General features: G+C 34.2%; 23 protein-coding genes. All 23 read left to right on the top strand.

Annotation, left to right across the window (positions count from 1 at the left end):
* Positions 1-25 precede the first annotated feature (25 nt).
* The 23 genes from murJ (at position 26) to rfbB (ending at position 25,658) form a co-directional block, all read left to right on the top strand.
* Complete coding sequence (murJ, locus tag RTX25_RS12315) at positions 26-1,552, top strand: murein biosynthesis integral membrane protein MurJ (RefSeq protein WP_312654119.1); 1,527 nt, start codon at positions 26-28, stop codon at positions 1,550-1,552.
* A 360-nt stretch (positions 1,553-1,912) separates the two neighbouring features.
* Positions 1,913-2,908 carry a UDP-glucose 4-epimerase GalE gene (gene galE, locus RTX25_RS12310; RefSeq protein WP_312654117.1) on the top strand — a complete coding sequence of 332 codons (996 nt, stop codon included), beginning with the start codon at positions 1,913-1,915 and terminating at the stop codon, positions 2,906-2,908.
* Between the two features lie 783 nt (positions 2,909-3,691).
* Positions 3,692-4,375, top strand: coding sequence for a Wzz/FepE/Etk N-terminal domain-containing protein (locus RTX25_RS12305; protein WP_312654115.1), 684 nt, complete (start codon positions 3,692-3,694; stop codon positions 4,373-4,375).
* 39 nt (positions 4,376-4,414) lie between these two features.
* Positions 4,415-6,301, top strand: coding sequence for a nucleoside-diphosphate sugar epimerase/dehydratase (locus RTX25_RS12300; protein WP_312654114.1), 1,887 nt, complete (start codon positions 4,415-4,417; stop codon positions 6,299-6,301).
* A gap of 92 nt (positions 6,302-6,393) precedes the next feature.
* Positions 6,394-6,777, top strand: a complete 384-nt coding sequence (locus RTX25_RS12295) for a type II secretion system protein (protein WP_312654112.1) — start codon at positions 6,394-6,396, stop codon at positions 6,775-6,777.
* Positions 6,778-7,043: 266 nt separating this feature from the next.
* Positions 7,044-8,258, top strand: a complete 1,215-nt coding sequence (locus RTX25_RS12290) for a DegT/DnrJ/EryC1/StrS family aminotransferase (RefSeq protein ID WP_312654110.1) — start codon at positions 7,044-7,046, stop codon at positions 8,256-8,258.
* Between the two features lie 12 nt (positions 8,259-8,270).
* The gene (locus RTX25_RS12285) at positions 8,271-8,897 is read left to right on the top strand and encodes a sugar transferase (protein WP_312654108.1); all 627 of its coding nucleotides are present in this window, start codon (positions 8,271-8,273) and stop codon (positions 8,895-8,897) included.
* The gene (locus tag RTX25_RS12280; RefSeq protein ID WP_312654106.1) at positions 8,890-9,615 is read left to right on the top strand and encodes a GNAT family N-acetyltransferase; all 726 of its coding nucleotides are present in this window, start codon (positions 8,890-8,892) and stop codon (positions 9,613-9,615) included. The genes RTX25_RS12285 and RTX25_RS12280 overlap by 8 nt, the downstream gene beginning before the upstream one ends.
* A 15-nt stretch (positions 9,616-9,630) precedes the next feature.
* Positions 9,631-10,854: a glycosyltransferase family 4 protein gene (locus tag RTX25_RS12275; RefSeq protein WP_312654104.1), complete on the top strand. Its 1,224-nt coding sequence runs from the start codon at positions 9,631-9,633 to the stop codon at positions 10,852-10,854.
* Between the two features lie 2 nt (positions 10,855-10,856).
* Positions 10,857-11,966: a glycosyltransferase gene (locus RTX25_RS12270; RefSeq protein WP_312654102.1), complete on the top strand. Its 1,110-nt coding sequence runs from the start codon at positions 10,857-10,859 to the stop codon at positions 11,964-11,966.
* Positions 11,959-12,984: a polysaccharide biosynthesis protein gene (locus tag RTX25_RS12265; protein ID WP_312654100.1), complete on the top strand. Its 1,026-nt coding sequence runs from the start codon at positions 11,959-11,961 to the stop codon at positions 12,982-12,984. The genes RTX25_RS12270 and RTX25_RS12265 overlap by 8 nt, the downstream gene beginning before the upstream one ends.
* Positions 12,981-13,907, top strand: a complete 927-nt coding sequence (locus RTX25_RS12260) for an NAD-dependent epimerase/dehydratase family protein (protein ID WP_397428555.1) — start codon at positions 12,981-12,983, stop codon at positions 13,905-13,907. Before RTX25_RS12265 ends, RTX25_RS12260 begins: the two co-directional genes overlap by 4 nt.
* 49 nt (positions 13,908-13,956) lie before the next feature.
* The gene (locus RTX25_RS14650) at positions 13,957-14,091 is read left to right on the top strand and encodes a hypothetical protein (RefSeq protein WP_397428554.1); all 135 of its coding nucleotides are present in this window, start codon (positions 13,957-13,959) and stop codon (positions 14,089-14,091) included.
* 3 nt (positions 14,092-14,094) lie between these two features.
* On the top strand, positions 14,095-15,219 hold the full coding sequence (wecB, locus tag RTX25_RS12255) for a non-hydrolyzing UDP-N-acetylglucosamine 2-epimerase (RefSeq protein ID WP_312654099.1): 1,125 nt from the start codon (positions 14,095-14,097) through the stop codon (positions 15,217-15,219).
* 3 nt (positions 15,220-15,222) lie between these two features.
* A complete protein-coding gene (locus RTX25_RS12250; RefSeq protein WP_312654097.1) occupies positions 15,223-16,428 on the top strand; it encodes a glycosyltransferase in 1,206 nt (401 codons plus the stop codon).
* A 14-nt stretch (positions 16,429-16,442) separates the two neighbouring features.
* Positions 16,443-17,678 carry a hypothetical protein gene (locus tag RTX25_RS12245; RefSeq protein ID WP_312654095.1) on the top strand — a complete coding sequence of 412 codons (1,236 nt, stop codon included), beginning with the start codon at positions 16,443-16,445 and terminating at the stop codon, positions 17,676-17,678.
* Between the two features lie 36 nt (positions 17,679-17,714).
* Entirely contained in the window at positions 17,715-18,692 is a 978-nt protein-coding gene (locus tag RTX25_RS12240; RefSeq protein ID WP_312654093.1) for a glycosyltransferase family 2 protein, read from the top strand.
* Positions 18,693-18,695: 3 nt separating this feature from the next.
* Positions 18,696-20,159, top strand: a complete 1,464-nt coding sequence (locus RTX25_RS12235) for a lipopolysaccharide biosynthesis protein (RefSeq protein WP_312654091.1) — start codon at positions 18,696-18,698, stop codon at positions 20,157-20,159.
* Positions 20,152-21,120 carry a pyridoxal-phosphate dependent enzyme gene (locus RTX25_RS12230; protein ID WP_312654089.1) on the top strand — a complete coding sequence of 323 codons (969 nt, stop codon included), beginning with the start codon at positions 20,152-20,154 and terminating at the stop codon, positions 21,118-21,120. The genes RTX25_RS12235 and RTX25_RS12230 overlap by 8 nt, the downstream gene beginning before the upstream one ends.
* Entirely contained in the window at positions 21,120-22,598 is a 1,479-nt protein-coding gene (locus RTX25_RS12225) for a GNAT family N-acetyltransferase (protein WP_312654087.1), read from the top strand. The genes RTX25_RS12230 and RTX25_RS12225 overlap by 1 nt, the downstream gene beginning before the upstream one ends.
* 39 nt (positions 22,599-22,637) lie before the next feature.
* Positions 22,638-23,699 carry a DegT/DnrJ/EryC1/StrS family aminotransferase gene (locus tag RTX25_RS12220; protein WP_397428557.1) on the top strand — a complete coding sequence of 354 codons (1,062 nt, stop codon included), beginning with the start codon at positions 22,638-22,640 and terminating at the stop codon, positions 23,697-23,699.
* 10 nt (positions 23,700-23,709) lie between these two features.
* Positions 23,710-24,579: a glucose-1-phosphate thymidylyltransferase RfbA gene (rfbA, locus tag RTX25_RS12215; RefSeq protein WP_312654085.1), complete on the top strand. Its 870-nt coding sequence runs from the start codon at positions 23,710-23,712 to the stop codon at positions 24,577-24,579.
* 23 nt (positions 24,580-24,602) lie between these two features.
* On the top strand, positions 24,603-25,658 hold the full coding sequence (gene rfbB / locus RTX25_RS12210; RefSeq protein WP_312654083.1) for a dTDP-glucose 4,6-dehydratase: 1,056 nt from the start codon (positions 24,603-24,605) through the stop codon (positions 25,656-25,658).
* Positions 25,659-25,921: the final 263 nt, after the last annotated feature.

Genomic DNA, 25,921 nt, shown 5'->3' with positions numbered 1-25,921 from the left:
GCGAAGTAAGCTTTTCAGCACGTATATGAAGAAGAATATTGCAATCATTATGATCATAACAGTTTTCACAAAACTTCTCGGTTTTGGACGAGAAATCGCCTTGACCTATTTTTATGGGGCATCAGCAACCAGTGATGTTTACCTTATTGCCCAGACCATACCTACGACCATCTTTGCGCTGGTGGGCACGGGTCTTGCGACAACGTTTATACCCATCTACAATAAGGTGCAGAAAGAAAAGGGTGACGATGAGGCACACAGGTTTTCGTCAAATGTCATGAACAGTGTGGTAATACTCACTGCTGTCATTATTATTGTCGTTCTCCTCTTCACGCCTCAGGTGGTGAAGCTTTTTGCACCAGGATTCACGGATGAGACAATGGCAATGGCCATACTCTATACAAGAATCAGTATATTTGGAATTACATTCTCTGGAATGATCTATATCCTAAATGCTTATCTTCAGCTGAAGGATAACTTTACCATTCCAGCACTGATCAGTCTGCCTATGAACATTGTTGTGATTTTCTCCTTCTATCTTGCGGATAAGCTCACAGATGTGATTCTTGCCTATGGTCTGGTCGCATCAGTACTCATCCAGCTGATCTTCATACTGCCGTCTGTTATTAAGAACAGGTTCAAGTATAAACTGGTTCTGGATTTGAAGGACGTGTACCTTAGGGAAATGCTGATTCTGGCCATACCCATCATTATTGGTACATCAGTCAATCAGCTGAATGTACTTGTGGATAAAAATATAGCTTCAAGAGTTGCTGTAGGCGGTATATCTGCATTAAACTATGCCAACAGACTCAATGTATTCATTCAGGGGTTATTTGTTGCACCTGTTGTTACGGTTATCTATCCAAGCATCTCAAAGCAGGTCATCAATAAGGATTTTACTGGACTTAAAAAGGTCATCAACGAATCCATCATCTACATCAGCCTCCTGGTGATACCCGCTACAGTGGGTGCCATGGTGCTTGCAAAGCCCATAATAGAACTTCTCTTTTTAAGGGGACAATTTGATCAGGTGGCAGCAGATATGACGTCTCAGGCTTTGTTCTTCTACGCTTTGGGTATGTTCGCATTTGCCTTGAGAGAAGTTTTATCCAGGGTCTTCTATTCCTATAAAGATACCAAGACACCTACGATAAATGCCATGATTGGTGTAAGCTTAAATATCGTTCTTAATCTGATTTTATCCAGATATCTTGGGATCGGAGGACTGGCTCTTGCAACCAGTATATCTGCAGCTGTAACAACTTATCTTCTTGTAAGAAGTCTCAGAAAGAAAGTGCAGCATTTCGGGTTTAGAGATACTGTAGTCAAGATTTTCAAAATTGCAGTAGCATCCATCATCATGGGTATAGTTGCTTATGGACTCTTCTCTGCACTTTCATCCAGAATTAGCAGCAATTTATCTCTTGTGATATCCATAAGTTTTGCAGGGGCTACTTATTTCATCATGATTCTTCTTCTTAAAATTGATGAAATCAAGAATATAATAAGGCTTGTTAAAGATAAATTGCCATCCAGAACATCTAAATAAAAGCATCCAAGATTAGATAAATGGATCTTATTGAAGAGAATCATTCGTTATCGAACTTTATGATGATTAAGCTTAACCACAAAAGCTTTCTCAAAGAATTGGTTCTACACCTTAAGAACCTTTAACTTCAATGATAATGATAACGAATTATTTGGTTAATACTACGATGAAAGTACAGGCTCGGGTTCTCTTTTATGGGTGACCCGAGCTTCTTTTTGTTGTATCATAGATTTGTAATATAAATGACAAAGTGCAAGAAGCTTATTGGCTATTGTGTTGTTGGAATATATATTATATTTAAATAATTGAGATGAGAAACAATTGAGTTTTGGTTTGAAGAGCGTTAAGGAGGATAATTGAATGAAAATATTTGTAACTGGCGGAGCGGGGTATATTGGAACCCATACCTGCGTAGAACTGATTCAGGCAGGACATGAGGTAATTGTTGCCGATAATCTCTGTAACAGCAAGAAAGAAGCACTGGATAAGGTAACTGAGATTACAGGCAAGGGGATTGGTTTCTATGAGATTGACGTAACGGATGAAAAGGAAGTTGAAAAGATCTTTAAGGAGAACCAGATCGACGGAGTGATTCATTTTGCGGGTCTTAAGGCTGTAGGGGAATCAGTGGCAAAGCCACTCATGTACTACTATAACAATCTTGTGAGTACGATGGTGCTGGCAGAAGCCTGCATCAGGCATAAAGTCGGAAGATTTGTATTCAGTTCTTCCGCTACCGTATATGGTGACAATACCGTACCATTTAGAGAAGATATGAATCTTCTTCCCACAACCAACCCTTATGGCGAAACAAAAGCCATGAGCGAGCGCATCCTCACGGATGCAGCAAGTGCCAATGAAGGTTTTGGGGTAACGCTACTCAGATACTTTAATCCGGTGGGTGCCCATGAGAGTGGACTCATTGGCGAGAATCCCAATGGCATACCGAACAATCTTATGCCCTTTGTCACCCAGGTGGCTAAAGGGAAGAGAGAATACCTGAGTGTTTTCGGAAATGACTATGATACCGTGGATGGGACAGGAGTAAGAGACTACATTCATGTGGTGGATCTTGCCAAAGGTCACGTTAAAGCCATAGAGAAGTTAAAAGAAGGTGTTAATGTCTATAACCTGGGTACCGGTAAAGGAACATCAGTCCTTGAACTGGTACAGGCATTTGAGGAAGGGAACGGAATCAAGGTCCCATATGAAATCTGTCCAAGACGTCCAGGAGATATCGCATCCTGCTATGCAGATGCTTCAAAGGCATTAGATGAGCTGGGCTGGACTGCTGAGAAAGACATTATGGATATGGTTAAAGACTCGTGGAAATTTGAAAATGGGCTGACAGAGTAGCATTCCTAAAGACATCTTTATGCACAATAAATTCTAGAGTAAGTCAGATTCTGAAGTTGGAGTCTGATTTACTTATTTTTTTTGAAGTAGATGAGTTTTCCTATCAGTTCTATCAGACCGAAGTTGTCTGCATGTATACGATATATGGAGTGCTTCATTCTAAATGAAATATATATGTGCAGGATAAAATCACTACTATTTCAAGAGTGATATCACGCTAACATATTAATAGGATAGGAATAAAAATTCACCTGATGAACACTCAAAATTAAATGATTACATTGAATAAATTGGCAATACGTATAAGTTATATTCATGATTTATTAAAATTCAGGAAGTTTGTTAAAATAATCTTGAGGAATGATATAATAAGCGGGTATTCATTTTTGAATTAAATATGAATAAGGTTCATATTTGAGAATTATATGTTTAATAAACTTATTTTACGACAAGTTCACAAATACATATTCTGCTATTTTCGTGAATAGGTATGCGTGCAAGTGTAAACTTGAAAGAAAAGAACGAGAAAGTTTCTGACAAATCTCTTCTTCTATAAAATGCATCAGGTAATTGAGCATAAAACCTTCATCATTCTATATCCTTACGGATTCTGAAGACAATTCCTTAAGTGAGAGCTTAATTTCCATCTTCATATGACGAATGATGTAAAAGGAAAGTACAATCCCGTGATTTGAATTGTGTTATAATATGCAGAGCGTGCTGTCTCTACTTTAGCAGCTCGTATGAAAAACATTACGTTATAAAGAAGGAGCTAAAACAAACATGAATGAAGAAACCATAGATCTCAGTACCCTCTGGGGGATCATCAGAAAAAAACTAGGTCTTATCATCATCGTAACCATTCTTATTACCATGATTTCCGGTATCATAACTTTTTTCTTTATTGAACCTGAATATCGTTCAACGGTTGCCGTCTTCATCAGTGATGAAAGATCAGGAACTGCAGTAACAGAAACCATCAATGATATTAATATGTATCAGAAACTTGTAGACACTTATGCTGAGATTGCCAAGTCAAGAACAGTGGCTGAAGATGTCATTGCAAATCTTAATCTTGATATGACGGTTGGAACCCTTCAGGGTATGGTGTCCACATCTCCAAAAGGAAATACACAGTTTCTGAATCTAAGCGTGACATCCACGGACAGAGAGCTTGCCTATAATGTGACCAACCAGATGGCAAGAAGCTTAAAAGCAGTCTCCAGAGAACTAAGAGGAACAGATATCGTACAGATACTGGATCCTGCGAACGTTCCTGCAGGGCCATCCTCACCCAATATACAGATGAACCTGGCCATTGGATTTGTCCTTGGAATGATGCTTTCTGTATTTATGGTATTCCTTCTTGAGTTCATGGATAAGACAGTAAAGGATCCTGATTTCATTAACAATGAACTTAAGCTTCCTGTACTTGCAGCAATACCTTTTTCTGGGGACAACGCTTAACAGATAACTTAACTTTGGATGCTTAGGAGATGATGATTCGTGCACTTAATAAAATTCAGAAGATATAAGAGAGTGGTAACCCTTTTTGCAGATGTTGCAATCATCTTCCTCTCCTATATCCTCTCTATGCTTCTATTTTATGAGTTCCAGATCCCTGAGATGATGAGAGATGCTTTTCTTCTCCATATCTCTGCAATTATCCTCATTTATATCTTTACATTCTATTTCTTCAGGCTTTATGGCAGTCTATGGACCGTGGCTGGTTACTATGACTATATCAATATTGTCTATGCCAATCTGGCAGCCGGAATCATCCTTGTGTTTTATGACATTTTTATCTTAAGAGAGATGCTTTCCTTTTCCATCATCATCATCGCTGGAGGTACAGTCCTACTTGGAACCTTAGGCAGCAGAATGTTCTTCAGGATATACAGAAGACTTCTTCTTGAGAGAATGTCTTTTGGAAAGAGCAGAAAGCCTGGGATCAAGAAAGTCCTTATCGTAGGAGCTGGACAAGCTGCAGCGCTCATCATAAAAGAAATCAGAAACCATCCGGAGCTCATGATGGATATCATCGGTCTTGTGGATGATTCAGATTTCAAGCAGCATTCAAGAATCAGCGGACACAAAGTGCTGGGGAGAGTATGTGAGATACCTGAGTTTGTGAGAGACTATGAGGTGGATGAGATTCTTCTTGCCATACCTAGTGCATCCCATGAGAAGAGAAGGGAAATACTTGGAATTGCCAAGACAACTGCTGCAAGACTGAAGACACTTCCTGGTGTATATGAGATGGTTGAAAAAGGACTGAACATCCAGTCCATAAGAGATGTTGAGATTTCGGATCTTCTGGGACGAAAAGAGATATCACTAAATAATGAAAAAATATCTGAATATATTGAAAATAAGATTGTTCTGGTTACAGGTGGTGGAGGCTCCATTGGAAGTGAGCTCTGCAGACAGATCGCTAAACTTAAACCAAAGCAGCTAATCATTCTCGATATCTATGAGAATAATGCCTATGCCATAGAAAATGAACTGAAGAGAAATCATCCAGAACTTAATCTTCTTACTCTCATAGCTTCTGTTAGAGACAGGAAGAAGATTGATCGTGTCTTTAATACTTATCATCCTCAGACAGTATTCCATGCAGCTGCACATAAACATGTACCGCTCATGGAAACAAGTCCTGAAGAAGCGATTAAGAATAATGTGTTTGGAACACTAAATGTTGCCAGTTCCGCTAAGCAGTTTAAGACAGAAAAGTTCATTCTCATCTCTACTGATAAAGCAGTGAATCCAACTAATATCATGGGCGCTTCTAAAAGGCTATGTGAGATGATCGTTCAGACCATGGATGCTCATACGGATAATACAGACTATGTAGCAGTAAGATTTGGCAATGTACTGGGATCTAATGGCTCGGTTATACCTCTGTTTAAAGAACAGATCAAAAATGGCGGTCCGATAACGCTTACTCATAAAGACATAGTAAGATATTTCATGACCATTCCTGAAGCAGTACAACTGGTTCTACAGGCTGGATCCTATGCCCAGGGTGGTGAAATCTTTGTGCTGGATATGGGTGATCCTGTAAGGATCTACGATCTAGCAGAGAACCTTATCAGATTATCAGGGTTTGAGCCTCATAAGGATATTGAAATTAAGATTACAGGATTGAGACCTGGTGAGAAGCTATATGAGGAACTTCTTATGGCTGAGGAAGGGTTAGAGAGTACACCTAATGAACTGATTTTTGTAGGAAGACCTAATGGATTCGACAAGAGCAGTCTTAAGAAAACTTTGGAAGAACTGGAGAAGGATATTCATGATGAACGGATTTCATGTAATGAACTGAAGGAAATCATGGAGAAGATTGTTCCGACTTATATTCCTGATATTTCCAAGAAAGAGCAAGTCATTTAATTCCAAAAATTCTCGGACATTAGGCTTTAGCTAATTAATTTTGTAACATTCTATCTTTTATTAAGAGGTGGCATATTATGAAGTGTCTACATATGAGCGTTGACAGAAGAAAAAGACGGAATAGAAGTAACAAAGGGTTTTCTTTAATTGAACTTATTGTTGTAATTGCAGTCCTTGCAGTCCTGGCATCAGTTGCTGGAATTATATTGGCTGGTCACATTGAAGAATCAAGAGAAACGGTATGCGTTACAAATCGAAGGCAAGTTGAGAAGGCTTTTGAGCTTGATAATCTGATGGAGAGAGAAACATATGAAAGTAAGATTTCTCTCTCTACCTTCATGTTAGAGCATGGTTATGAAGATATATGTCCTTCTAAAGGAATTATCAGTATAACTGACGATACACTGATATGTAGTATTCACATTGAATCTCATGAGGAAGATGATGGTTCTGTTCCATATTTGTATATTCCATAAGATTGGATGGGGAAATCGACGTGAGTATCATAAAAGGATTAATAGGCTATAAGTCAGTTATACCAATGGTTTCGGAGGTTGATGTATAAGGGTGAATGTTACAGAAGCATTACACGTCTATGCATCCAATCATGAGACGGAATTATGCAAGATATACGGTATATCTGGACAAGCATTAATACATAACTTAGGAAATTCGAAGGTGCTACATACACAATAGTACCTCTATACAATACATACACTTTAGATAAGAAAGGGCGATTAAAATGACTGAATTAAGAAGCATTCCGTTTTCACCTCCAGATATTTCAGATGAAGAAATCAATGAAGTAATTGATACTCTGAAATCTGGCTGGATTACAACTGGGCCTAAAACAAAATTGTTCGAAACGCAAATTGCAGCATATTGTAATACATCAAAAGCAGTTGCTCTTAATTCAGCGACAGCTGCGATGGAGATGACTTTAAGACTATTAGGTATTGGCCCAGGAGATGAAGTCATTACTTGTGCGTATACTTATTCTGCATCAGCAAGTGTAATCACTCATGTTGGAGCAAAAGTTGTTCTTGTAGACTCAGGAAAAGATTCATTCCATATCGATTATGATGCTATTGCTGATGCAATCACAGAAAAGACAAAAGCGATTATCCCTGTAGACATTGCTGGTGTGATGTGCGATTACGATAAAGTATTTGAAGCTGTTGAAAGCAAGAAAGATCTATTTAACCCTTCAAACGATTTACAGAAGGCATTTGGCAGAGTTATTGTTTTAGCTGATGCAGCCCATTCAATAGGAGCTACTTATAAAGGAAAGATGAGTGGCGAAGTTGCAGATTTTACATCTTTTTCTTTTCATGCAGTTAAGAATCTTACTACAGCTGAAGGTGGGATGGTTACGTGGAGAGATATAGAAGGTGTTGATAATGAAGAAATTTATAAACAGTATATGCTTCTTTCGATACATGGACAGTCTAAAGATGCATTGGCAAAGACTAAACTTGGAGCGTGGGAGTATGATATAGTGGCTCCTTACTATAAATGCAATATGACAGATATTATGGCATCTTTAGGGCTTGCTCAGTTTAAAAGATATCCAGAGATTCTTTTGAGAAGAGAAGAAATCATTGAGAAGTATAATACATTATTAGCAGATTTTGATGTAACTCCTATAAAGCATTATGACGAGAATTATGAGTCGTGCGGACATCTTTATCTGCTTAGACTTGATGAGAAGGATGAATCGTTTAGAAATAAAGTGATTGAGAAGATGGCTGAGAAGAGCATTGCTACTAATGTTCATTACAAACCACTTCCAATGCATTCAGCCTATAAGAACTTAGGGTTTAAGATGGAAGATTATCCAAATGCGTTTGATATGTATAGAAATGAGATTACATTGCCGCTACATACTTTATTAACTGATGATGATATTGAGTATGTTATGGTGAGTTTGAAACAAGCATTAAATGAGCTTAAGTAATGAGGTGAAGGTATGTATCGCAATTTTTTCAAAAGAATATTTGATTTAGTATTAGCAATCATAGCACTTCCATTTTGGCTCATTATATTACTAATAATTGGACCAATTATATACATTCAAGACAAAGGATCAATCTTTTATAATGCACCTCGCTTAGGTAAGGATGGCAAGATATTCAAAATGTATAAGCTCAGATCCATGAAAATGAATGCACCTGACTTACGCAATGAAGATGGTTCTACATTCAATTCTGAAGATGATCCAAGACTGACTAAGATCGGTGTATTTATAAGGAAGACAAGCCTAGATGAGACTCCACAGCTTATCAATATCATAAAAGGTGATATGAGTATTATTGGTCCAAGACCGGATTTACCAGAACATATGGAACTATATGAAGGAAATGAAGCTCGTAAGTTAGAAGTTAGACCAGGTGTTACAGGCTTCAACCAAGCTTATTTTAGAAATACTATTCCTTGGAAAGAAAGAATTCAGAATGATATTTACTATATTGATCATTTGACTATGTGGTTAGATATCAGGGTATTCTTGAAGACAGCTATATCAGTACTTAAGAGAGAGGCTGTATTTGTAGAACAGAAATCAGAAAACAAGAGTGGTGAAAAGGCTAATGTCTAGTAAAAATTATGAGTGCAGATCTCTACAGTGGGACACAGATTACTTTGGTGTTAGTTCTGCTAGAGTCAATATTAATGGCATTGTAGATGAGCATGGTCAAGAAGAGATAATAGGGTTTAGTAAAAACTATGACTTTGTTACTATCTCTAATCTAGACAATATAAAAGAAAATAATCATTGGATAGGCAATAGAACTAATGCTTTTATTGCTGATATGAATATTCAGTTCCTAAAAGTCTTGGTAGATAAACCAGACTATCAAGATGAGAAGACTTATGTAGTGAATAGCTTATCTAGGAATGAGCAGATAGTTGATATTGCGAGGAAGACATTTAACTATTCTAGATTTTTTAATGATCCAAAGCTACCTAAAGAGCAAGCTAAGAATATTTATCTTCACTGGACAGAATGTGCTTTTGGTCAGGAGAATAAGTTTTTTCTAATTTCTGAGAGAGAAGGAAATGTAGCAGGTTATATTTTGTTTTCAATCCATGAAGACAGTAGTGTAATTGAACTTATTGCTGTTGATGAGAAATACCAAGGACTGAGAGTTGGTAAATCACTTATCTCTAAAATGGAATCATTTGTTATAGAAAAAGGAATACAAAAAATTAAAGTTGGAACACAAGTGAATAACATATCTGCAGCTCAATTCTATAATGCTATGGGATTTAAATATGTGAGCTGTGGGAGTATGTATCATTTGTGGAGAAAATAGTTAGGGGAGTATGGGATGAAGAAAATTCTATTTATATGTACTGAAGGATTTGATACGCCAGGTCCCTCAAATCATTTAATAAGCACATTAATAGAAGACCTTTTAGATAATGGATTTCAGATTACCTTAGTACAGAGCCGAAGACAAAAAATAAATGATGACATACCAGAAAATTTAAAAGGTAAATCGAATTTTGATGCAATTACAATAGATAGAAAAGTTATAAGTAAAAGCTCGTTTGTAAAAAGATACATAGAAGAAGTATATTATCACTTTAGAGCTTTTAAAAGATGGAGAAAAGTTAAGAATATTGATGCAGCTTTTGTACAATCATCTCCTACAGTCTTGTTTTCAATATTACTATTGAAAGTATTTACTAAACATCCAATCCTTTATAGTGTACAAGATATGTGGCCGGGGAGTGCAGTAAATAGTGGCGTACTAAGCAATAAACCTATAGCCAACTTATTTTATGGGCTACAAAAGGTCGCATATAAATTTAGTGATGTTTTAACGGTTATTTCAGAGGATATGAAAACAAAAGTTGTAGAGCAGGGAGTCAGAGAAGAAAAGATATATCCTATTGTTAATTGGTTTGATGATCGTACTGTTCATGAAGTTGAATGGTCAGAAAATAGATTTGTTAATAAATACAACTTAAGTAAGGACAAGTTCTATGTTCAATATGCTGGAACTATGGGTTATGTATTTGATTATAAAATGGTTCTTAATGTAGCAGAAAGATTGAGAGATTACAGCAATATTGAATTTCATATGATTGGACAAGGAAGCCAGAAAGAGAGTTTTATCAAAGAGGCAAAAGAAAGAGAGTTAGATAATATAGTATTCTTTCCACTTGAACCCCAACATATGGTTTCTGATGTATATAGTGCTTGTTCTATTTGTTTAATTCCTTTGAAGGTGGGAATTATAGGGAATTCTGTTCCTAGTAAAGCGGGCCTCTTGATGGCGTGTAACCGAGCTACAGTGAATTCAGTTGATGAAGGTTCTGATTATTACAGGATTTTTAATGAAAATGAAATAGGAATTTCAGTATCAAATAATGATCCTGATGGTGTTGCTGAAGCTATAGTTAACTTATATGAAGACAAAGATAAGCGAGAAATATTTGCAAAGAAAAGTCATGAATTTGGTAAAAGGTATTATGCAAGGAGTGTTAATACGAGGAAGTTTATTCAACTATTCAATTCCATGGCAAAAAACAAAGAGGTGATTTAAAGATGAAGGTACTAATTTTAGGATTTACTAAAATTTCATATATGCCATACATGCACTTTTATGTAGAACAATTAAAAAAGAATAACTGTGATATCCATCTTATGTATTGGAAAAGAGATCAAACTCCAGATTCTCAATGTCCTGATGGGATAAAATCATATGTTTTAGATCAATATCAAGAAGACAGTGTTCCTTTAATATATAAATTAGGTAATTTTTATAAATATAGAAATCAAGTATTAAAGATACTCAAAAATCAGAATTTTGATTTCATAATAGCCTTGCATTCAACCCCAGGTGTATTAATGAGTGATATACTTACAAGCAAATTTAAAGGTAGATATATTGTCGATTATAGAGATTTTACTTACGAAAACCATGCTTATTATAAACGTATTATTCATAAATTAGTAGAAAATTCTGCTGCAACATTTGTAAGTTCTGATGCGTTTAGACAATACCTACCTAATAGAGATAATATTTTTACCTCTCATAATATTTTGACTGATTCGTTGGAGTATAGAGATATAAGAAGAATACTTCCTAGAGAATCTGAACCTATTAGAATTAGATATTGGGGATTAATAAGGCATGAAGATATAAATTTAAAAATTATAAAAAAAATAGGCAATGATCAAAGGTTTGAATTGCACTATCATGGTAGAAGTCAAAAAACAGGAAGATTATTACAGGAGTACTGTAAAGAAAATAAATTAACGAATGTATTTTTTCATGGTGAATATAAGCCATTAGATAGGTATAAATTTATAGATAAGACAGATTTGCTTCATAATATCTTTGATAATGACAAAACTATGAAACCCGCTATGTCGAATAAATACTACGATGGAATATTGTTTTATATACCTCAGATATGTAATGAAGGTTCATTTATGGGTGAACAAGTTAAGAACAATTGTGTAGGTATTGCTTTAAACCCATATTCACCTAACTTTGCGGATGAAATATATAACTATTATCATGATATAGATTGGATTTCATTTAATAATAGTTGCGATAAGACATTAGATAATATTATAAATCAATACAACGATGGAATTAATGTTATTGAGAAAATAATTCATAGAAAGAAGGAAAAAGTTAATGTTTAGCAATAAAACACTTTTGATAACAGGCGGAACTGGTTCTTTCGGCAATGCAGTGTTAGAAAGATTTTTAGATACTAATATTAGGGAAATAAGAATATTTTCACGCGATGAAAAAAAACAAGATGATATGCGCCACTTCTACAATAATGATAAAATAAAATACTACATAGGTGATATTCGAGATTTAGGCAGCATCAAGAATGCAATGTATGGAGTTGATTATGTATTTAATGCTGCAGCACTAAAGCAAGTTCCTTCTTGTGAGTTCTTTCCTCTCGAAGCGGTTAAGACTAATGTAATAGGAACAGATAATGTATTGACGGCTTGCATTGATTCTGGAGTTAAAAAAGTTATTTGCTTATCAACAGATAAGGCTGCTTATCCTGTAAATGCAATGGGGACGTCTAAGGCTATGATGGAAAAGGTATTTGTGGCAAAATCAAGAACTGTAGATCCTGAAAAAACACTTATTTGCGGGACACGCTATGGAAATGTTATGGCATCAAGAGGATCTGTTATCCCTTTGTTTATTGAACAAATTAAGGCAGGACAACCTCTGACAGTAACTGACCCATCTATGACAAGATTTATTATGAGTTTAGAAGAAGCCGTAGAACTTGTTGTTTTTGCTTTCAATAATGCGGAAAGTGGAGATATTATGGTCCAAAAAGCTCCTGCAACTACAATCGGTGTTTTAGCACAAGCCGTTAAAGAATTATTTGAAGCAGATAATGAAATTAAAGTAATAGGAATACGACATGGTGAAAAAATGTATGAAACGTTGCTTACCAATGAAGAATGTGCCAATGCAATTGATATGGGCAATTTCTACCGTGTTCCTGCAGATAAACGTGATTTGAATTATGATAAATACTTTACTGAAGGAATGCAGGAAAAGAATACTTTAACAGAGTTTAATTCTAATAATACCGATTTACTTACTGTTGAACAAACAAAAGATAAGTTAATGGAGCTACAATATATAAAGGATGAACTTGAAGCTTGGAGGAACAGAGCATGAAGATTCTAGTGACAGGTTCTAACGGTTTTATTGCTAAAAATTTGATAGCCGAATTAAAAAATCAAAAATATACAGATATTTTAGAATATAACAGGAATACAGAACCATCTTTGCTAGACTCTTATTGTCAAGTATGTGATTTTGTGTTCCATTTAGCAGGTGTGAATCGACCTCAAAATCCAGAAGAATTCATGGAAGGAAACTTTGGTTTAACTTCTAGCTTGCTTGATTCATTAAAGAAGCATAACAACAAAGCACCAGTGATGATATCATCATCCACACAAGCTACTTTAGACAATCCTTATGGTAAAAGCAAAAAAGCCGGTGAAAATTTATTGTTTTGCTATGGAAAGGAAACAGGAGCAAAGGTACTTGTTTACCGTTTCCCTAATGTATTTGGTAAATGGTGCAAACCTAATTACAATAGTGCTGTGGCTACCTTCTGTCATAATATCGCTCATGATTTACATATTCAAGTTAATGATACAAGTGTAGTGATGAACCTTGTATATATAGATGATTTGGTTAATGAACTAATCAATGCATTGGAAGGTAATGAGAATAAAGTTGATTTATTATGTGAAGTTCCCGTAGTACATACAGTTAGACTTGGTGAAATAGTAGATTTGATTTACTCATTTAAGAATAGTAGAGAAGATGGGTCAGTTCCAAACATGGCTGATGTATTTGCAAAGAAACTCTACAGCACTTATTTAAGCTACTTACCAGAAGAGCAGTTTAGTTATGAATTAAAGATGAACGTGGATCAGAGAGGATCTTTTACAGAGTTCATAAAAACACCTGATCGTGGCCAAGTTTCGGTTAATATTTCTAAACCTGGAATTACAAAAGGTAATCACTGGCATCACACCAAGAACGAGAAATTTTTAGTAGTCAGTGGTAAGGGTGTTATTCGATTTTAGAAAAATATATTCAGAAGAAGTTTTAGAGTATTTCGTAAGTGGAGACAAGATGGAAGTGGTAGATATACCAACGGGCTATACACATAATATTGAAAACCTTGGTGATAAAGATATGGTAACGATTATGTGGGCCAATGAAGCTTTTAATCCTGAGAAACCAGATACTTACTTTTTGGAGGTATAACTGATGAAGAAATTAAAAGTAATGACGGTCGTTGGTACTAGACCAGAAATTATTAGACTTTCAGCTGTGATTAATAAACTAGATAAATCAGAAGCGATTGACCATATTCTTGTCCATACTGGACAGAATTATGATTATGAATTAAATGAAGTATTTTTCAATGACTTTAATTTAAAGAAACCTGATTATTTCCTTAATGCGGCATATGGGACGGCAGTAGAAACAATAGGAAATATTCTTATAAAAATAGATCCTATTATGGAAGAAGTACAGCCTGATGCTTTCTTAGTACTTGGAGATACAAATAGTTGTCTATGTGCTATAGCAGCTAAGAGAAGACATATTCCAATATTCCATATGGAAGCAGGTAATAGATGTTTTGACCAACGGGTACCAGAGGAAACTAATAGAAAGATAGTAGACCATACAGCTGATATAAATTTAACCTATAGTGATATTGCTAGAGAGTATCTTCTTAGGGAAGGATTTCCTTCAGATAGAGTAATAAAAACAGGAAGTCCAATGTATGAAGTCCTTAATTCAAGGAAAGAGGATATTGATAAATCAAATGTACTTGAAAGACTAGAGCTAAAAGAAGGAGAGTACTTTGTAGTGTCAGCACATAGAGAAGAAAATATTAACTCAGAAATAAACTTTTTAGACTTAGTTGAGAGCCTAAATGCAGTAGCAAAAAAATATAATAGTCCTATTATTGTAAGCGCTCATCCAAGAACTAGAAAAATGATTGAGTCTAAAGGCATAGAATTTAATCCTTTAATATCATTAATGAAACCACTTGGATTTAACGATTATGTAAAGCTTCAGATTAAGGCGAAAGCTGTGCTTAGTGATAGTGGAACTATAAGTGAAGAGTCTTCAATTCTTGGATTTAAAGCTCTTAATATTAGACAAGCTCATGAAAGACCAGAGGCTATGGAAGAAGCATCTGTTATGATGGTAGGATTAAGTAAGGAAAGGATACTTCAAGGTCTTGAGGTATTAGAAACACAAGGAAAAGACATGTTGAGATTAGTTGGAGATTATAGCATGCCAAATGTATCTGATAAAGTATTGAGAATTATCTTATCTTATACAGATTATGTAAACAGAGTTGTTTGGGGGAAATAGAATATGAATATTTTCTATGTATCATCGTTATGCTCGGATTCAAAATTCAAAGAACTATTTGAAGTTAGTGAAAAAAAGCCTCAGCAACAAGCACAAAAGTTTCACAGTTTATTAAGCCAAGGTCTGCTTAATTCCAATAATAGTATTCATTTCCTATCAAGACCACCAGTCAATAAAACAACTAGTAGAAAAATCAATATATCAGGGGTAGAAGAAAAATTCGGGAATGCTACATATCAATATTTAAAGATTTCTGAAAACCTAATACTTAAACATATAAGTTTGTTTTTCTCAGGTTTAATTAGTGCAACTAAGTGGAAATTTAATAACAGGGAAGAGAAAAAAATAATCATCTGTGATATTCTAAATTTGTCTATCTCCATATCAGCACTTTTATCCTCAAAGATATGGGGCATTAAAAGTGTAGCAATAATAACAGATTTGCCAAACTATATGAATTATACAAAACAAACAAAGTTAATAGAAAGTATTAGTTGGAAACTATATAGGTGCATCTGTAATTTTTTTCTACAGAGATATGATTATTATATAATATTAACAGAGCAAATGAATGAACTTGTAAACTCTAATGCTAAGCCATATATAGTTATAGAAGGTTTGGTAGACATGAAAATGAAAACTGTGCCTAACCAGTTAAATAATAAATATAAAGAAAAAATTATTATATATGCAGGAGCACTTTACGAAAAATATGGTATTAAATCCTTAATTGAGGCTTTTATCAGATTAGAAGATCCTGATTCAAGACTTTGGCTATTCGGAGATGGGGATATGGTAGATGAAATACTAGACTATGAGAAAAGAGATCATAGAATTAAGTTCTTTGGTGTTGTATCTAACGAAAAGATTGTACAAGAACAATTAAAAGCTACTCTTCTCGTTAATCCAAGGCCTTCAAAAGAAGATTTTACAAAATATTCATTTCCATCAAAAAATATGGAGTACATGGTATCAGGTACACCAATTTTAACTACTGCACTTCAAGGTATGCCAAAGGAATACATTGATTATGTCTACTTACTTGAAGATGAAACCATAGAAGGTATGACAAAAACCCTTAAAAAAATACTACAAATAGAAAAAGAACAACTGCATGAAAAGGGACTTAAAGCTAAGGAATTTGTCTTGAAAGAGAAAAATTATGTTGTTCAAGCTACTCAAATCATAGATATGTTGTCGAGTAATTAAGGAGGAAGTGATTCTTGAGAAAATATAGTATATTTGCAATTCTAATTATGTTTTTAACTATATATGAACCTCCTTTAATCAGGATAAATCTACTTCATATACTGGGTGCATTCTCTTGGCTATACATTTTAATTCACAGCAAAATAGTTTCAAAAGTTATTAGGATAAAAAAGGTATTACTGTTGTATGTATTTCTAATGTTATTATGGTCATATTTGCTAATTGTAGTATTGGTTAATAACGCTTCTTTATCTAATACGTTAAGTCCACTATATTGGGCAATAGATATTATACCAATAAGCATCATGTTGAGTATACATTTAAAAAAGAAAAAGTTTAATATTTATGACTTTCTCAATAGCTTATTGATTTCTGGAGCCCTGCAAGGGATATTGGCGATTGGCGCGTTTTTATTTCCAGCTATACAAGTGGTTTTCATAAGATTGTTGGTAGCCTATGGTCATGGGGAGTATATACAAGTACTTTCACAATTTAGGATGTATGGTTTAGCATCTAACTTAACTTATAGTACACCTCTAACACAAAGTGTTTTGGGAGTGCTATCCATTTGGCTAGCTGTAAATAGTAGCTGGAAATATATTCTATTTTCACCGTTATTTATTTTTTCTTCTATTATAAACGCCCGTATCTCACTCATTGTTTTTATGATTGGTTTAGTTTTAATACTCATTTTAAAGAAAAACATGGGCATAAAAACTATTGCAAAGACGTTAACTTTAACATTTATATTATTTCTAATTATAAGCTTAGGGATAGGCATAATGGAGAAATATTCGCCAAGCACCTATGACTGGGTTATTGGCGGGATTGGTGAAATAAATCTTTTCTTTGGAGAAAACAAAGGGTCATCATATAGTTACTATAATTACTTTACTGGAGCGGATAGATATGTTTTGCCACAAGGTTTTGGCCTATTATTTGGCGTTGGAATAAGAGTTATGCATAACAATAAGTATGGGGTTCTATCTGATATAGGTTACGTTAACGATATTTGGTTAGGTGGGGTGTTATATGCTGTATTCATTTATCTTTTTTTCCTATGGATTGTTAAGGGCCTATATAACAAAGAAAATAAGTTTAACCAACTTTATAAGTTCATTTATTTATTAGCACTCAGCACTTTGTTTATATCTAATATAAAAGGTTATATATTTGCAATGAATAATTTTACAAATATGTTGTTTTTGATGTTTGGTTTTATCTGTTTAATAAAGGAAGAAGCAAAATAAACTGTGAAGTTATTGGTTGAAAAAGGGGGGATTAAATTGGTATTAGTTAGCATAAATTGTATAACATTTAATCATGAAAAATATATCGCAAAAGCTATTGAGGGTTTTTTAAGTCAAAAAGTTAAATTTCAGTATGAAATATTAATTCATGACGATGCCTCTACTGATAAAACAGCGGAAATTGTTAGAGAGTATGAAAAAAAGTATCCGGAGATTATCAAATCTATCTATCAAGTCGAGAATCAGTATTCTAAAGGTATAAAAGCAAGCTTAATAAATGAAAAGAGAGCAAGTGGGAAATATATAGCTATTTGTGAGGGTGATGATTATTGGATAGATCCACATAAACTACAAAAGCAAGTAGACTATATGGAAGCTAATCCAAATTGTACATTGTGTTTTCATAATGCTGAGATTATTAATGATAATGGTATTAATTTCAACATGAGGTTAATTAGCGATAAGATAAAGAGCAGAGTATTCACAGCTGGTGAGCTTGCTAATCTTGGTTTTATACCCACTGCATCAAAATTATATAGAAGGTCTGCATTTGAAAATCCACCAGATTGGTATCGAAAATCAATAGTTGGGGACTATCCAAACCAACTAATTGTGGCTAGTCATGGGTATGCTTATTATATTGATAATGTAATGTCTGTATATCGTTCAGGCTCTTTCGGGTCTTCAACTGATCGGTTTAACAAGAAGACTGTTGAAGAAAAAATAAAATATGTTATGGGGTTTATTGAAATATTGAATAATTTCAATGAATTTTCAAACTATAGATATTCTACACATGTTGAACAAGCTATTATTGCAAGAGAAGTTCAAATTATAGAATGGAATAAGGATTTAAAGAAATTACGGGATATTAAGTATGTGGATTATCTTAAAAGCATGAATGGAGTTGATAAATTAAAATTCTTCTTTAGGATGTATTTTAGAGAACCATACATGAAATTGGCAAGGGCTAAAAATATAATAAGCTTATTTTTTAGTTCTTTAAGGAGATAAACTATGGATGAGAAATATTCTTCAAATCATATCATGAAATCACTCATCTGGAAACTACTAGAGAGAAGTGGAACACAAGGTATACAATTTATCGTACAAATAGTTTTAGCTAGACTACTTTTACCAGAAGAGTATGGAATTATAGCTATTGTAATGGTATTTATTTTACTAGCTAATGTGTTTGTTCAAAGTGGATTTAACACAGCACTTATACAAAAAAAAGATGCAGATGAAGTTGATTTTTCATCGGTACTCTATTTAAGCTTAATAGTAGCTACTGTACTTTATATAATCATATATTTTACAGCTCCTTTTGTAGCAAATTTTTACAATCAATCTCTATTAGTCCCAGTTCTTAGGGTATTATCAATTACTTTATTTATTGGTGCATTTAATTCTGTTCAGAATGCTTTTGTAGCAAAGTATATGTTGTTTAAAAAATTGTTTGCAAGTAGTTTAGGTGCAGTAATAACTTCAGGACTTGTTGGGATAGTTGCAGCATATAGTGGGTTAGGCGTTTGGGCTTTAGTAGCACAACAATTGACAAATCAATTATCGGTAGCAATTATTTTATGGTTTACGGTTAAGTGGCGCCCCCGTTTATTATTTTCATTTAAAAGAGTAAAAACGCTTTTCTCGTATGGATCAAAGTTACTCGCATCAGGTTTGCTGGATACACTATATAGTAATTTAAGAACGCTAATCATTGGTATAATATACACACCTGCTACTTTAGGATTTTATAATCGAGGTCAACAGTTTCCACAATTAATTGTATCCAATATTGATGGATCTATTCAATCAGTTATGTTACCAGCATTATCTTCACAACAAGATAATAAAAAAAGAGTTAAGGAAATGATGAGAAGAGCTATAGTCTCAAGCTCATTTCTAATATTTCCTATGATGGTAGGAATGGCTGTAGTAGCAGAACCTTTAGTAAAGATAGTACTTACAGAAAAATGGCTAGCTGCAGTACCATTTCTACAGATATTTTGTTTTTCATATGCGTTAATGCCAATTCATACAGCAAACTTACAAGCCATAAATGCAATGGGTAGAAGTGATATTTTTTTAAGAATGGAAGTTATTAAAAAAATTATTGGGCTAATTATATTAGGAATTAGCTTACCTTTTGGTGTATATGTTATAGCGTTAGGACAAGTTGTAAGTGGTATTATTTCAACATTTATAAATGCTTATCCAAATAAGCAACTATTAGATTATAGTTATAAAGAACAATGGATAGATATTATGCCCTCGTTGGTAATTGCTGTTATCATGGGTGGTATTGTTTATTGGTTTAAGTACTTTAATTTTGCAACATGGCAGATACTTATATTACAAGTTTTTGTAGGTATATTTATCTATGTAGGCTTAGCCAAAGTATTTAAAATTGAGAGTTTTGGTTATTTGATTAGGACAATCAAGGAGTTTAAAAAGAAAAGAAGTGATATCAATGTTTAAAAATGCAAACAGCACTCCAATATTTCAACTAAAATACAGCAGCAATTCTAATCAGTTTTATATTAAGAGAGATGACTTACTCCCATTTTCATTTGGGGGTAATAAAGTTAGAATTGCAGAGGAATATTTTAACGACATGTGTCAGAAAGATTGTGACTGTATAATAAGTTATGGCAGTAGCAAGTCTAATTTAAACAGAGTAATTGCTAATATGAGTAAGTCAATGGGAATACCATGTTATGTAGTTTCGCCTAATGATAATGAATCTGAAACTCAAGAAACATTTAATAGTATGCTTGTGAAAAATATAGGTGCCAATATTGTCTTGTGTAACAAGAATGAAGTTGCAGATACAATTGAGAGTTTAATCAATCAATGTAATAGAGAAGGGCTAAGGCCATACTATATTAATGGGAATAAATACGGAAACGGCAATAAGGAAGTTCCTGTAAGAGCTTATATCAAAGCCTATGAAGAGATACTTGAATATGAAAGAAATGCAGGTCTTGAATTTGATTATATTTTTCACGCATCTGGGACTGGAATGACACAAGCTGGATTACTTTGTGGAAGCATTTTGAATCATGATGAGAAAGAAATAATTGGAATTTCGATTGCAAGGAGTAGTGAAACAGGTGCAATACCAATAAAAGATAGTATCGATTCATATTTTAAAAGTTTAAATATTAATAAAACTGACGCACCAATATCCTTTACTGATAAATATGTTTGTGGGGGATATGGGAAATACAATAATCAGATCATTAGTACAGTTCAAAGAGTTTATAATACAGAGGGTATTGCTCTTGATACTACTTATACGGGTAAAGCTTTTTGGGGTATGACCGAGTATGTTAAAGAAAAGCAGATTTCAAATTCAAAAATTCTTTTTATACATACGGGTGGAACACCACTGTTTTTTGATGATTTAAATTCAAGAAAATTAAAGGAGAATGCCTAATGAATATATTATTAACATCGGTAGGAAGGAGAAGTTATCTCGTTCAATATTTTAAAGAAGTAATTGGCGAAGAAGGGAAAGTACATGTTTCAAATAGCACGGAGTTAACACCAGCATTTACTGTTGCAGATCAATCTGTTGTTACCCCTCTCATATATAGTGATGACTATATTCCCTTCTTAATTTCGTATTGCAAAGAACACGAGATTAGCGCATTGATTTCCTTATTTGATATAGATTTACCTATTCTATCCGAGAATAAGAAATTGTTTAATGATATTGGTGTGAAGGTGATCGTTTCTGACAAGCCTGTGATAGATATATGCAACGATAAATATTCAACATACAGATTCTTGAAACAAAACGGGTTTTTGGCGCCTAAAACTTTCCTATCTATAGATAAGACATTAGAGGCAATTAATAATAAAGAAATAAACTATCCCTTAATAGTTAAACCACGCTGGGGAATGGGTTCGATAGGAGTATTAACAGCTGAAAATGAGGAAGAGCTTCTCGTCTTTTATAAGAAGTCATTATCTCATATTAAAAACAGTTATTTGAAGTATGAATCAAACGAAAATTTAAATGAAAGTGTTATTATTCAAGAAAAATTAAATGGACGGGAGTATGGTCTTGATGTAATTAATGACTTGAATAAAGAGTATAAGAATACTGTTGTTAAAGTTAAGCATGCAATGAGATCCGGAGAAACAGATTGTGCGGAAACAGTAAATGATTTTCGTTTTAAAGAATTAGGAGCATCGATAAGTAAGAAATTAGGTCATATAGGAAATCTCGATGTAGATGTTTTTTTTGTGGGTGACAGTCTCTATATCTTAGAGATGAATGCGAGATTTGGAGGTGGGTATCCATTCAGTCATGTGGCAGGTGTAAATCTACCACAAGCCATTGTCAATTGGGTGGAAGGAAAGCCTGTCTCAGAAGACCTGCTTAACGAGCGATTTGACGTATTAGCGCATAAAGATTTAAGCATCATTAAGATTAATTCAAGTGATAAGAATATTAGGAAAGTCAAAAACAATGTGGAGATTAAACAATTAAAAAATAAAGAAGACATCTTAAGAATATTAAATGAATTTGATGAAGTCTTTTCTCCTTCTATATCAGAAAAGGTAGATAATATATCGGATTACGCAAGCAAACTATCAGAAAATGCATATGTATATGTTGCATATGGAACACAGAATTTGGGCTTTGTAACGTTATATGCTAATGATTATGAGAGTAAAATAGCATACATTTCATTTATAGGAGTTAAAAAAGAAGCACAAAACATGAAAATTGGTAAGAAATTATTAAAAGATTGTTTTGAAAAATCTGCAGAACTCGGAATGAAACATATAAAACTGGAAGTTCAAAAAGAGAATCTTAATGCAATAGAGTTTTACAAAAGAAATGGTTTTGCTTATTTGAATGAAGCGTCCAGTAAATCTATTTATCTGATAAAAGAAATTTAGGGGGTGATTGGTTTGTCGATACAGGTAACACGCTCATCAATGCCAGAATTTGAAGAATATATTGAAGAAATAAGAGAATTGTGGGATACTCACTGGCTTACAAATATGGGAACAAAACATAAAAATCTTGAATCCCAGCTTCTAGACTATCTAAATGTGCCCAACATAACTCTCTTCACTAACGGCCATTTAGCACTTGAATGTATAATTGCTGCTTTAAATCTTAGTGGAGAAGTAATTACCACTCCCTTTACTTTTGCATCAACAACACATGCAATTGTACGAAATGGTCTAAAACCAGTATTTTGTGATATTAATCCTGATGACTACACAATTGATGTGGAAAAGATTGAAAGTCTAATTACCGAAAAAACCTCTGCTATTATTCCTGTGCATGTTTATGGGAATATATGTGATGTTGAAGCAATCGATAGAATTGCTAAGAAATACAATCTAAAAGTGATCTATGATGCTGCGCATACATTTGGTGTTACTGTAAACGGACAAGGGATTGGGACTTTTGGAGATGCATCAATGTTTAGCTTCCACGCTACAAAAGTCTTTAATACAATAGAAGGTGGCGCCGTAACATACAATGACTTCTCAATAAAGCAGGTTCTAAATGATTTAAAGAATTTTGGAATTACAGGTCCTGAGACAGTTGAGTATGTGGGTGGGAACGCAAAGATGAATGAATTCCAAGCAGCTATGGGGATTTGCAATCTAAGGCATGTAAATAGTGAGATCAGTAAACGAAAAAAAGTCGTTGAAAGATATATTGATAATTTGAAGGATATAACTGGTATTAAGTTATCTCAAGAACAAGCAGGTGTTGAGAGCAATTATGCATATTTTCCGGTTGTATTTGATGGTTATAAGATGACTAGAGATGAGGGTTTTGAGAAATTAAGAGATAATGATATCATCGCAAGAAAGTACTTTTATCCGCTCACAAATAGCTTTGAGTGTTTTAAAGATCAATATGATGTGGATGAAACACCAGTTGCTAAATATATTGCTGAGCGTGTGCTGACATTACCATTATACGCAGATTTAGCTTTAGATGATGTTGATAGAATCTGCGAAATTATAAAATATTAGGGGGAATAACATGAAAGGGATTATACTTGCAGGAGGTAAAGGAACTAGACTGTATCCAATGACTCAAGCTGTTTCTAAACAACTACTACCGATTTATGATAAACCATTGATATATTATCCACTATCAGTGCTTATGTTAGCGGGTATCAGGGAAATATTAATTATTTCTACTCCAGAAGACACACCTGTATATGAAAAACTACTAGGGGATGGTTCAAGTTTGGGACTCAAGTTTTCATATAGAATACAGGACAAGCCTAGAGGTTTAGCAGATGCATTCATTTTGGGAGAAGATTTTATTGGTGATGACAGTGTATGCCTGATTTTAGGTGATAATGTATTTTATGGTCAAGATCTTACTAAAGTATTAAGTAAAGCTACTTCAGCAAAAGAGGGTGCGGTTATTTTTGGCTATCCTGTTAAAGATGCTAGATCATTTGGGGTAGTAGAATTTGATGAAAATAGAAAAGTACTTTCCATAGAAGAAAAGCCAGAACATCCAAAGTCAAATTATGCAGTTCCTGGCTTATATTTTTATGACAATCGAGTGGTCGAGATTGCAAAGAATGTTAAACCCTCAGCTCGTGGAGAAATAGAAATCACTTCAATTAATAATGCTTATCTTGAAAAGAAGGATTTAAATGTAGTTTTATTGGGACGTGGAATGGCATGGCTTGATACAGGAACTCCTGAAGGGATGCTGAGAGCTGCGGAATATGTAGAGGCGGTTCAATCCAGACAAGGATTCTACATTGCATGCCTTGAAGAGATCGCATGGCGAAGAGGGTTTATCGATGATAATAAACTTAGAGAAGTTGGTGAAAGTCTAAAGATGACTGACTATGGCCAGTACATTTTATCATTATTAGAAGAAATATAAATGGAGACGTGAGGTGAAATGAATTGAAAACTATTTTAGTTACAGGTGGAGCTGGATTTATCGGCAGCAACTTTGTGAAGTTAATGCTCGAAAAGCATCCAGAATATAAGATTATCAACATAGATGCCCTTACATATGCGGGGAATCTAGAGAATCTAAAAGATATTGATAGTAACCCTAATTATGAGTTCATCAAAGTCGATATTAGAGATAGAGAAAAGATTGAAGAAATTTTCAAGAACGATGAAATTACTTCTGTCGTAAACTTTGCGGCAGAGTCTCATGTGGATAGAAGCATAGAAGAACCTGAAGTATTCTTGACCACGAATATTATAGGTACTCAAGTGCTCTTAGATACAGCAAAGAAATATTGGAAAGTTAACCCAACCGATAAGTACTGCAAAGAGTACAAGCCTGAAGTAAAGTTTCTTCAAGTATCAACTGATGAAGTCTATGGTGCGCTTGGTGAAACGGGTATGTTTATAGAAACTATGCCTCTTATGCCCAATAGCCCATATTCAGCTTCTAAAGCAAGTGCTGACATGATTGTTAGAGCATATAATGAAACATTTGGTATGCCTGTGAACATCACCAGATGTAGCAATAACTATGGGCCATATCAGTTTCCTGAGAAATTAATACCACTTATGATTAATAACTGCCTTAAAGAGAAAGAGCTACCAGTATACGGTGATGGAATGCAAGTAAGAGACTGGCTTCACGTTTCTGACCACTGTTCTGCGATTGACACAGTACTTCATAAAGGCAAAGATGGAGAAGTTTATAACATTGGCGGGAATAACGAAAAAGCTAATATTGAAATTGTAAAACTGATTATTGGTACCCTTGGAAAAACAGAAGATCTGATTAAATATGTAAAAGACAGACCAGGTCATGACAGAAGATATGCTATCGACAATACCAAGATTACTACGGAATTTGGATGGGAACCAGCTTATACTTTTGAACAAGGAATGAAAGAAACAATTCAATGGTATCTTGAGAATACTAAGTGGATTGAGAATATCATTTCTGGTGATTATGCTAATTACTATGATAAGATGTATACAGGTGTTTAGAAGTTAATGGATAAATCCTATAAGAAGAAGCTAAAGATGAGAAGGAGTATGAGCTGTTTTTCAATAACGGTTATTATGAAGTGGGGAACAGCAGGCTGCTGTGTCTCGAGACGAATAACTGGGATTAAAGGTATAAGAGAAACCCTAGGTAAATAGTTCCCGATGTTAGGGACATTTGAAAAAAAGGTATAGCTAAAGTTGACTATAAGTAAGCGGTCATTAATCGGATGGATATTTTTCGAAAGTCAAATATGGGATAATTA

This window comes from Proteiniclasticum sp., from assembly GCF_032054185.1.
Lineage (GTDB): Bacteria > Bacillota > Clostridia > Clostridiales > Clostridiaceae > Proteiniclasticum.
This window is presented reverse-complemented; position numbering and strand designations above follow the sequence as displayed.

Excerpts from the sequence above, each read along its gene's own strand:
- RTX25_RS12285 (WP_312654108.1), top strand. The coding sequence starts at position 8,271 with ATGTATCGCAATTTTTTCAAAAGAATATTTGATTTAGTATTAGCAATC.
- wecB (WP_312654099.1), top strand. The coding sequence starts at position 14,095 with ATGAAGAAATTAAAAGTAATGACGGTCGTTGGTACTAGACCAGAAATT.
- RTX25_RS12280 (WP_312654106.1), top strand. The coding sequence starts at position 8,890 with ATGTCTAGTAAAAATTATGAGTGCAGATCTCTACAGTGGGACACAGAT.
- RTX25_RS14650 (WP_397428554.1), top strand. The coding sequence starts at position 13,957 with ATGGAAGTGGTAGATATACCAACGGGCTATACACATAATATTGAAAAC.
- RTX25_RS12250 (WP_312654097.1), top strand. The coding sequence starts at position 15,223 with ATGAATATTTTCTATGTATCATCGTTATGCTCGGATTCAAAATTCAAA.
- RTX25_RS12270 (WP_312654102.1), top strand. The coding sequence starts at position 10,857 with ATGAAGGTACTAATTTTAGGATTTACTAAAATTTCATATATGCCATAC.
- RTX25_RS12235 (WP_312654091.1), top strand. The coding sequence starts at position 18,696 with ATGGATGAGAAATATTCTTCAAATCATATCATGAAATCACTCATCTGG.
- RTX25_RS12275 (WP_312654104.1), top strand. The coding sequence starts at position 9,631 with ATGAAGAAAATTCTATTTATATGTACTGAAGGATTTGATACGCCAGGT.
- rfbA (WP_312654085.1), top strand. The coding sequence starts at position 23,710 with ATGAAAGGGATTATACTTGCAGGAGGTAAAGGAACTAGACTGTATCCA.
- RTX25_RS12230 (WP_312654089.1), top strand. The coding sequence starts at position 20,152 with ATGTTTAAAAATGCAAACAGCACTCCAATATTTCAACTAAAATACAGC.
- RTX25_RS12220 (WP_397428557.1), top strand. The coding sequence starts at position 22,638 with ATGCCAGAATTTGAAGAATATATTGAAGAAATAAGAGAATTGTGGGAT.
- RTX25_RS12260 (WP_397428555.1), top strand. The coding sequence starts at position 12,981 with ATGAAGATTCTAGTGACAGGTTCTAACGGTTTTATTGCTAAAAATTTG.
- RTX25_RS12265 (WP_312654100.1), top strand. The coding sequence starts at position 11,959 with ATGTTTAGCAATAAAACACTTTTGATAACAGGCGGAACTGGTTCTTTC.
- murJ (WP_312654119.1), top strand. The coding sequence starts at position 26 with ATGAAGAAGAATATTGCAATCATTATGATCATAACAGTTTTCACAAAA.
- RTX25_RS12295 (WP_312654112.1), top strand. The coding sequence starts at position 6,394 with ATGAGCGTTGACAGAAGAAAAAGACGGAATAGAAGTAACAAAGGGTTT.
- galE (WP_312654117.1), top strand. The coding sequence starts at position 1,913 with ATGAAAATATTTGTAACTGGCGGAGCGGGGTATATTGGAACCCATACC.
- RTX25_RS12290 (WP_312654110.1), top strand. The coding sequence starts at position 7,044 with ATGACTGAATTAAGAAGCATTCCGTTTTCACCTCCAGATATTTCAGAT.
- RTX25_RS12225 (WP_312654087.1), top strand. The coding sequence starts at position 21,120 with ATGAATATATTATTAACATCGGTAGGAAGGAGAAGTTATCTCGTTCAA.
- RTX25_RS12305 (WP_312654115.1), top strand. The coding sequence starts at position 3,692 with ATGAATGAAGAAACCATAGATCTCAGTACCCTCTGGGGGATCATCAGA.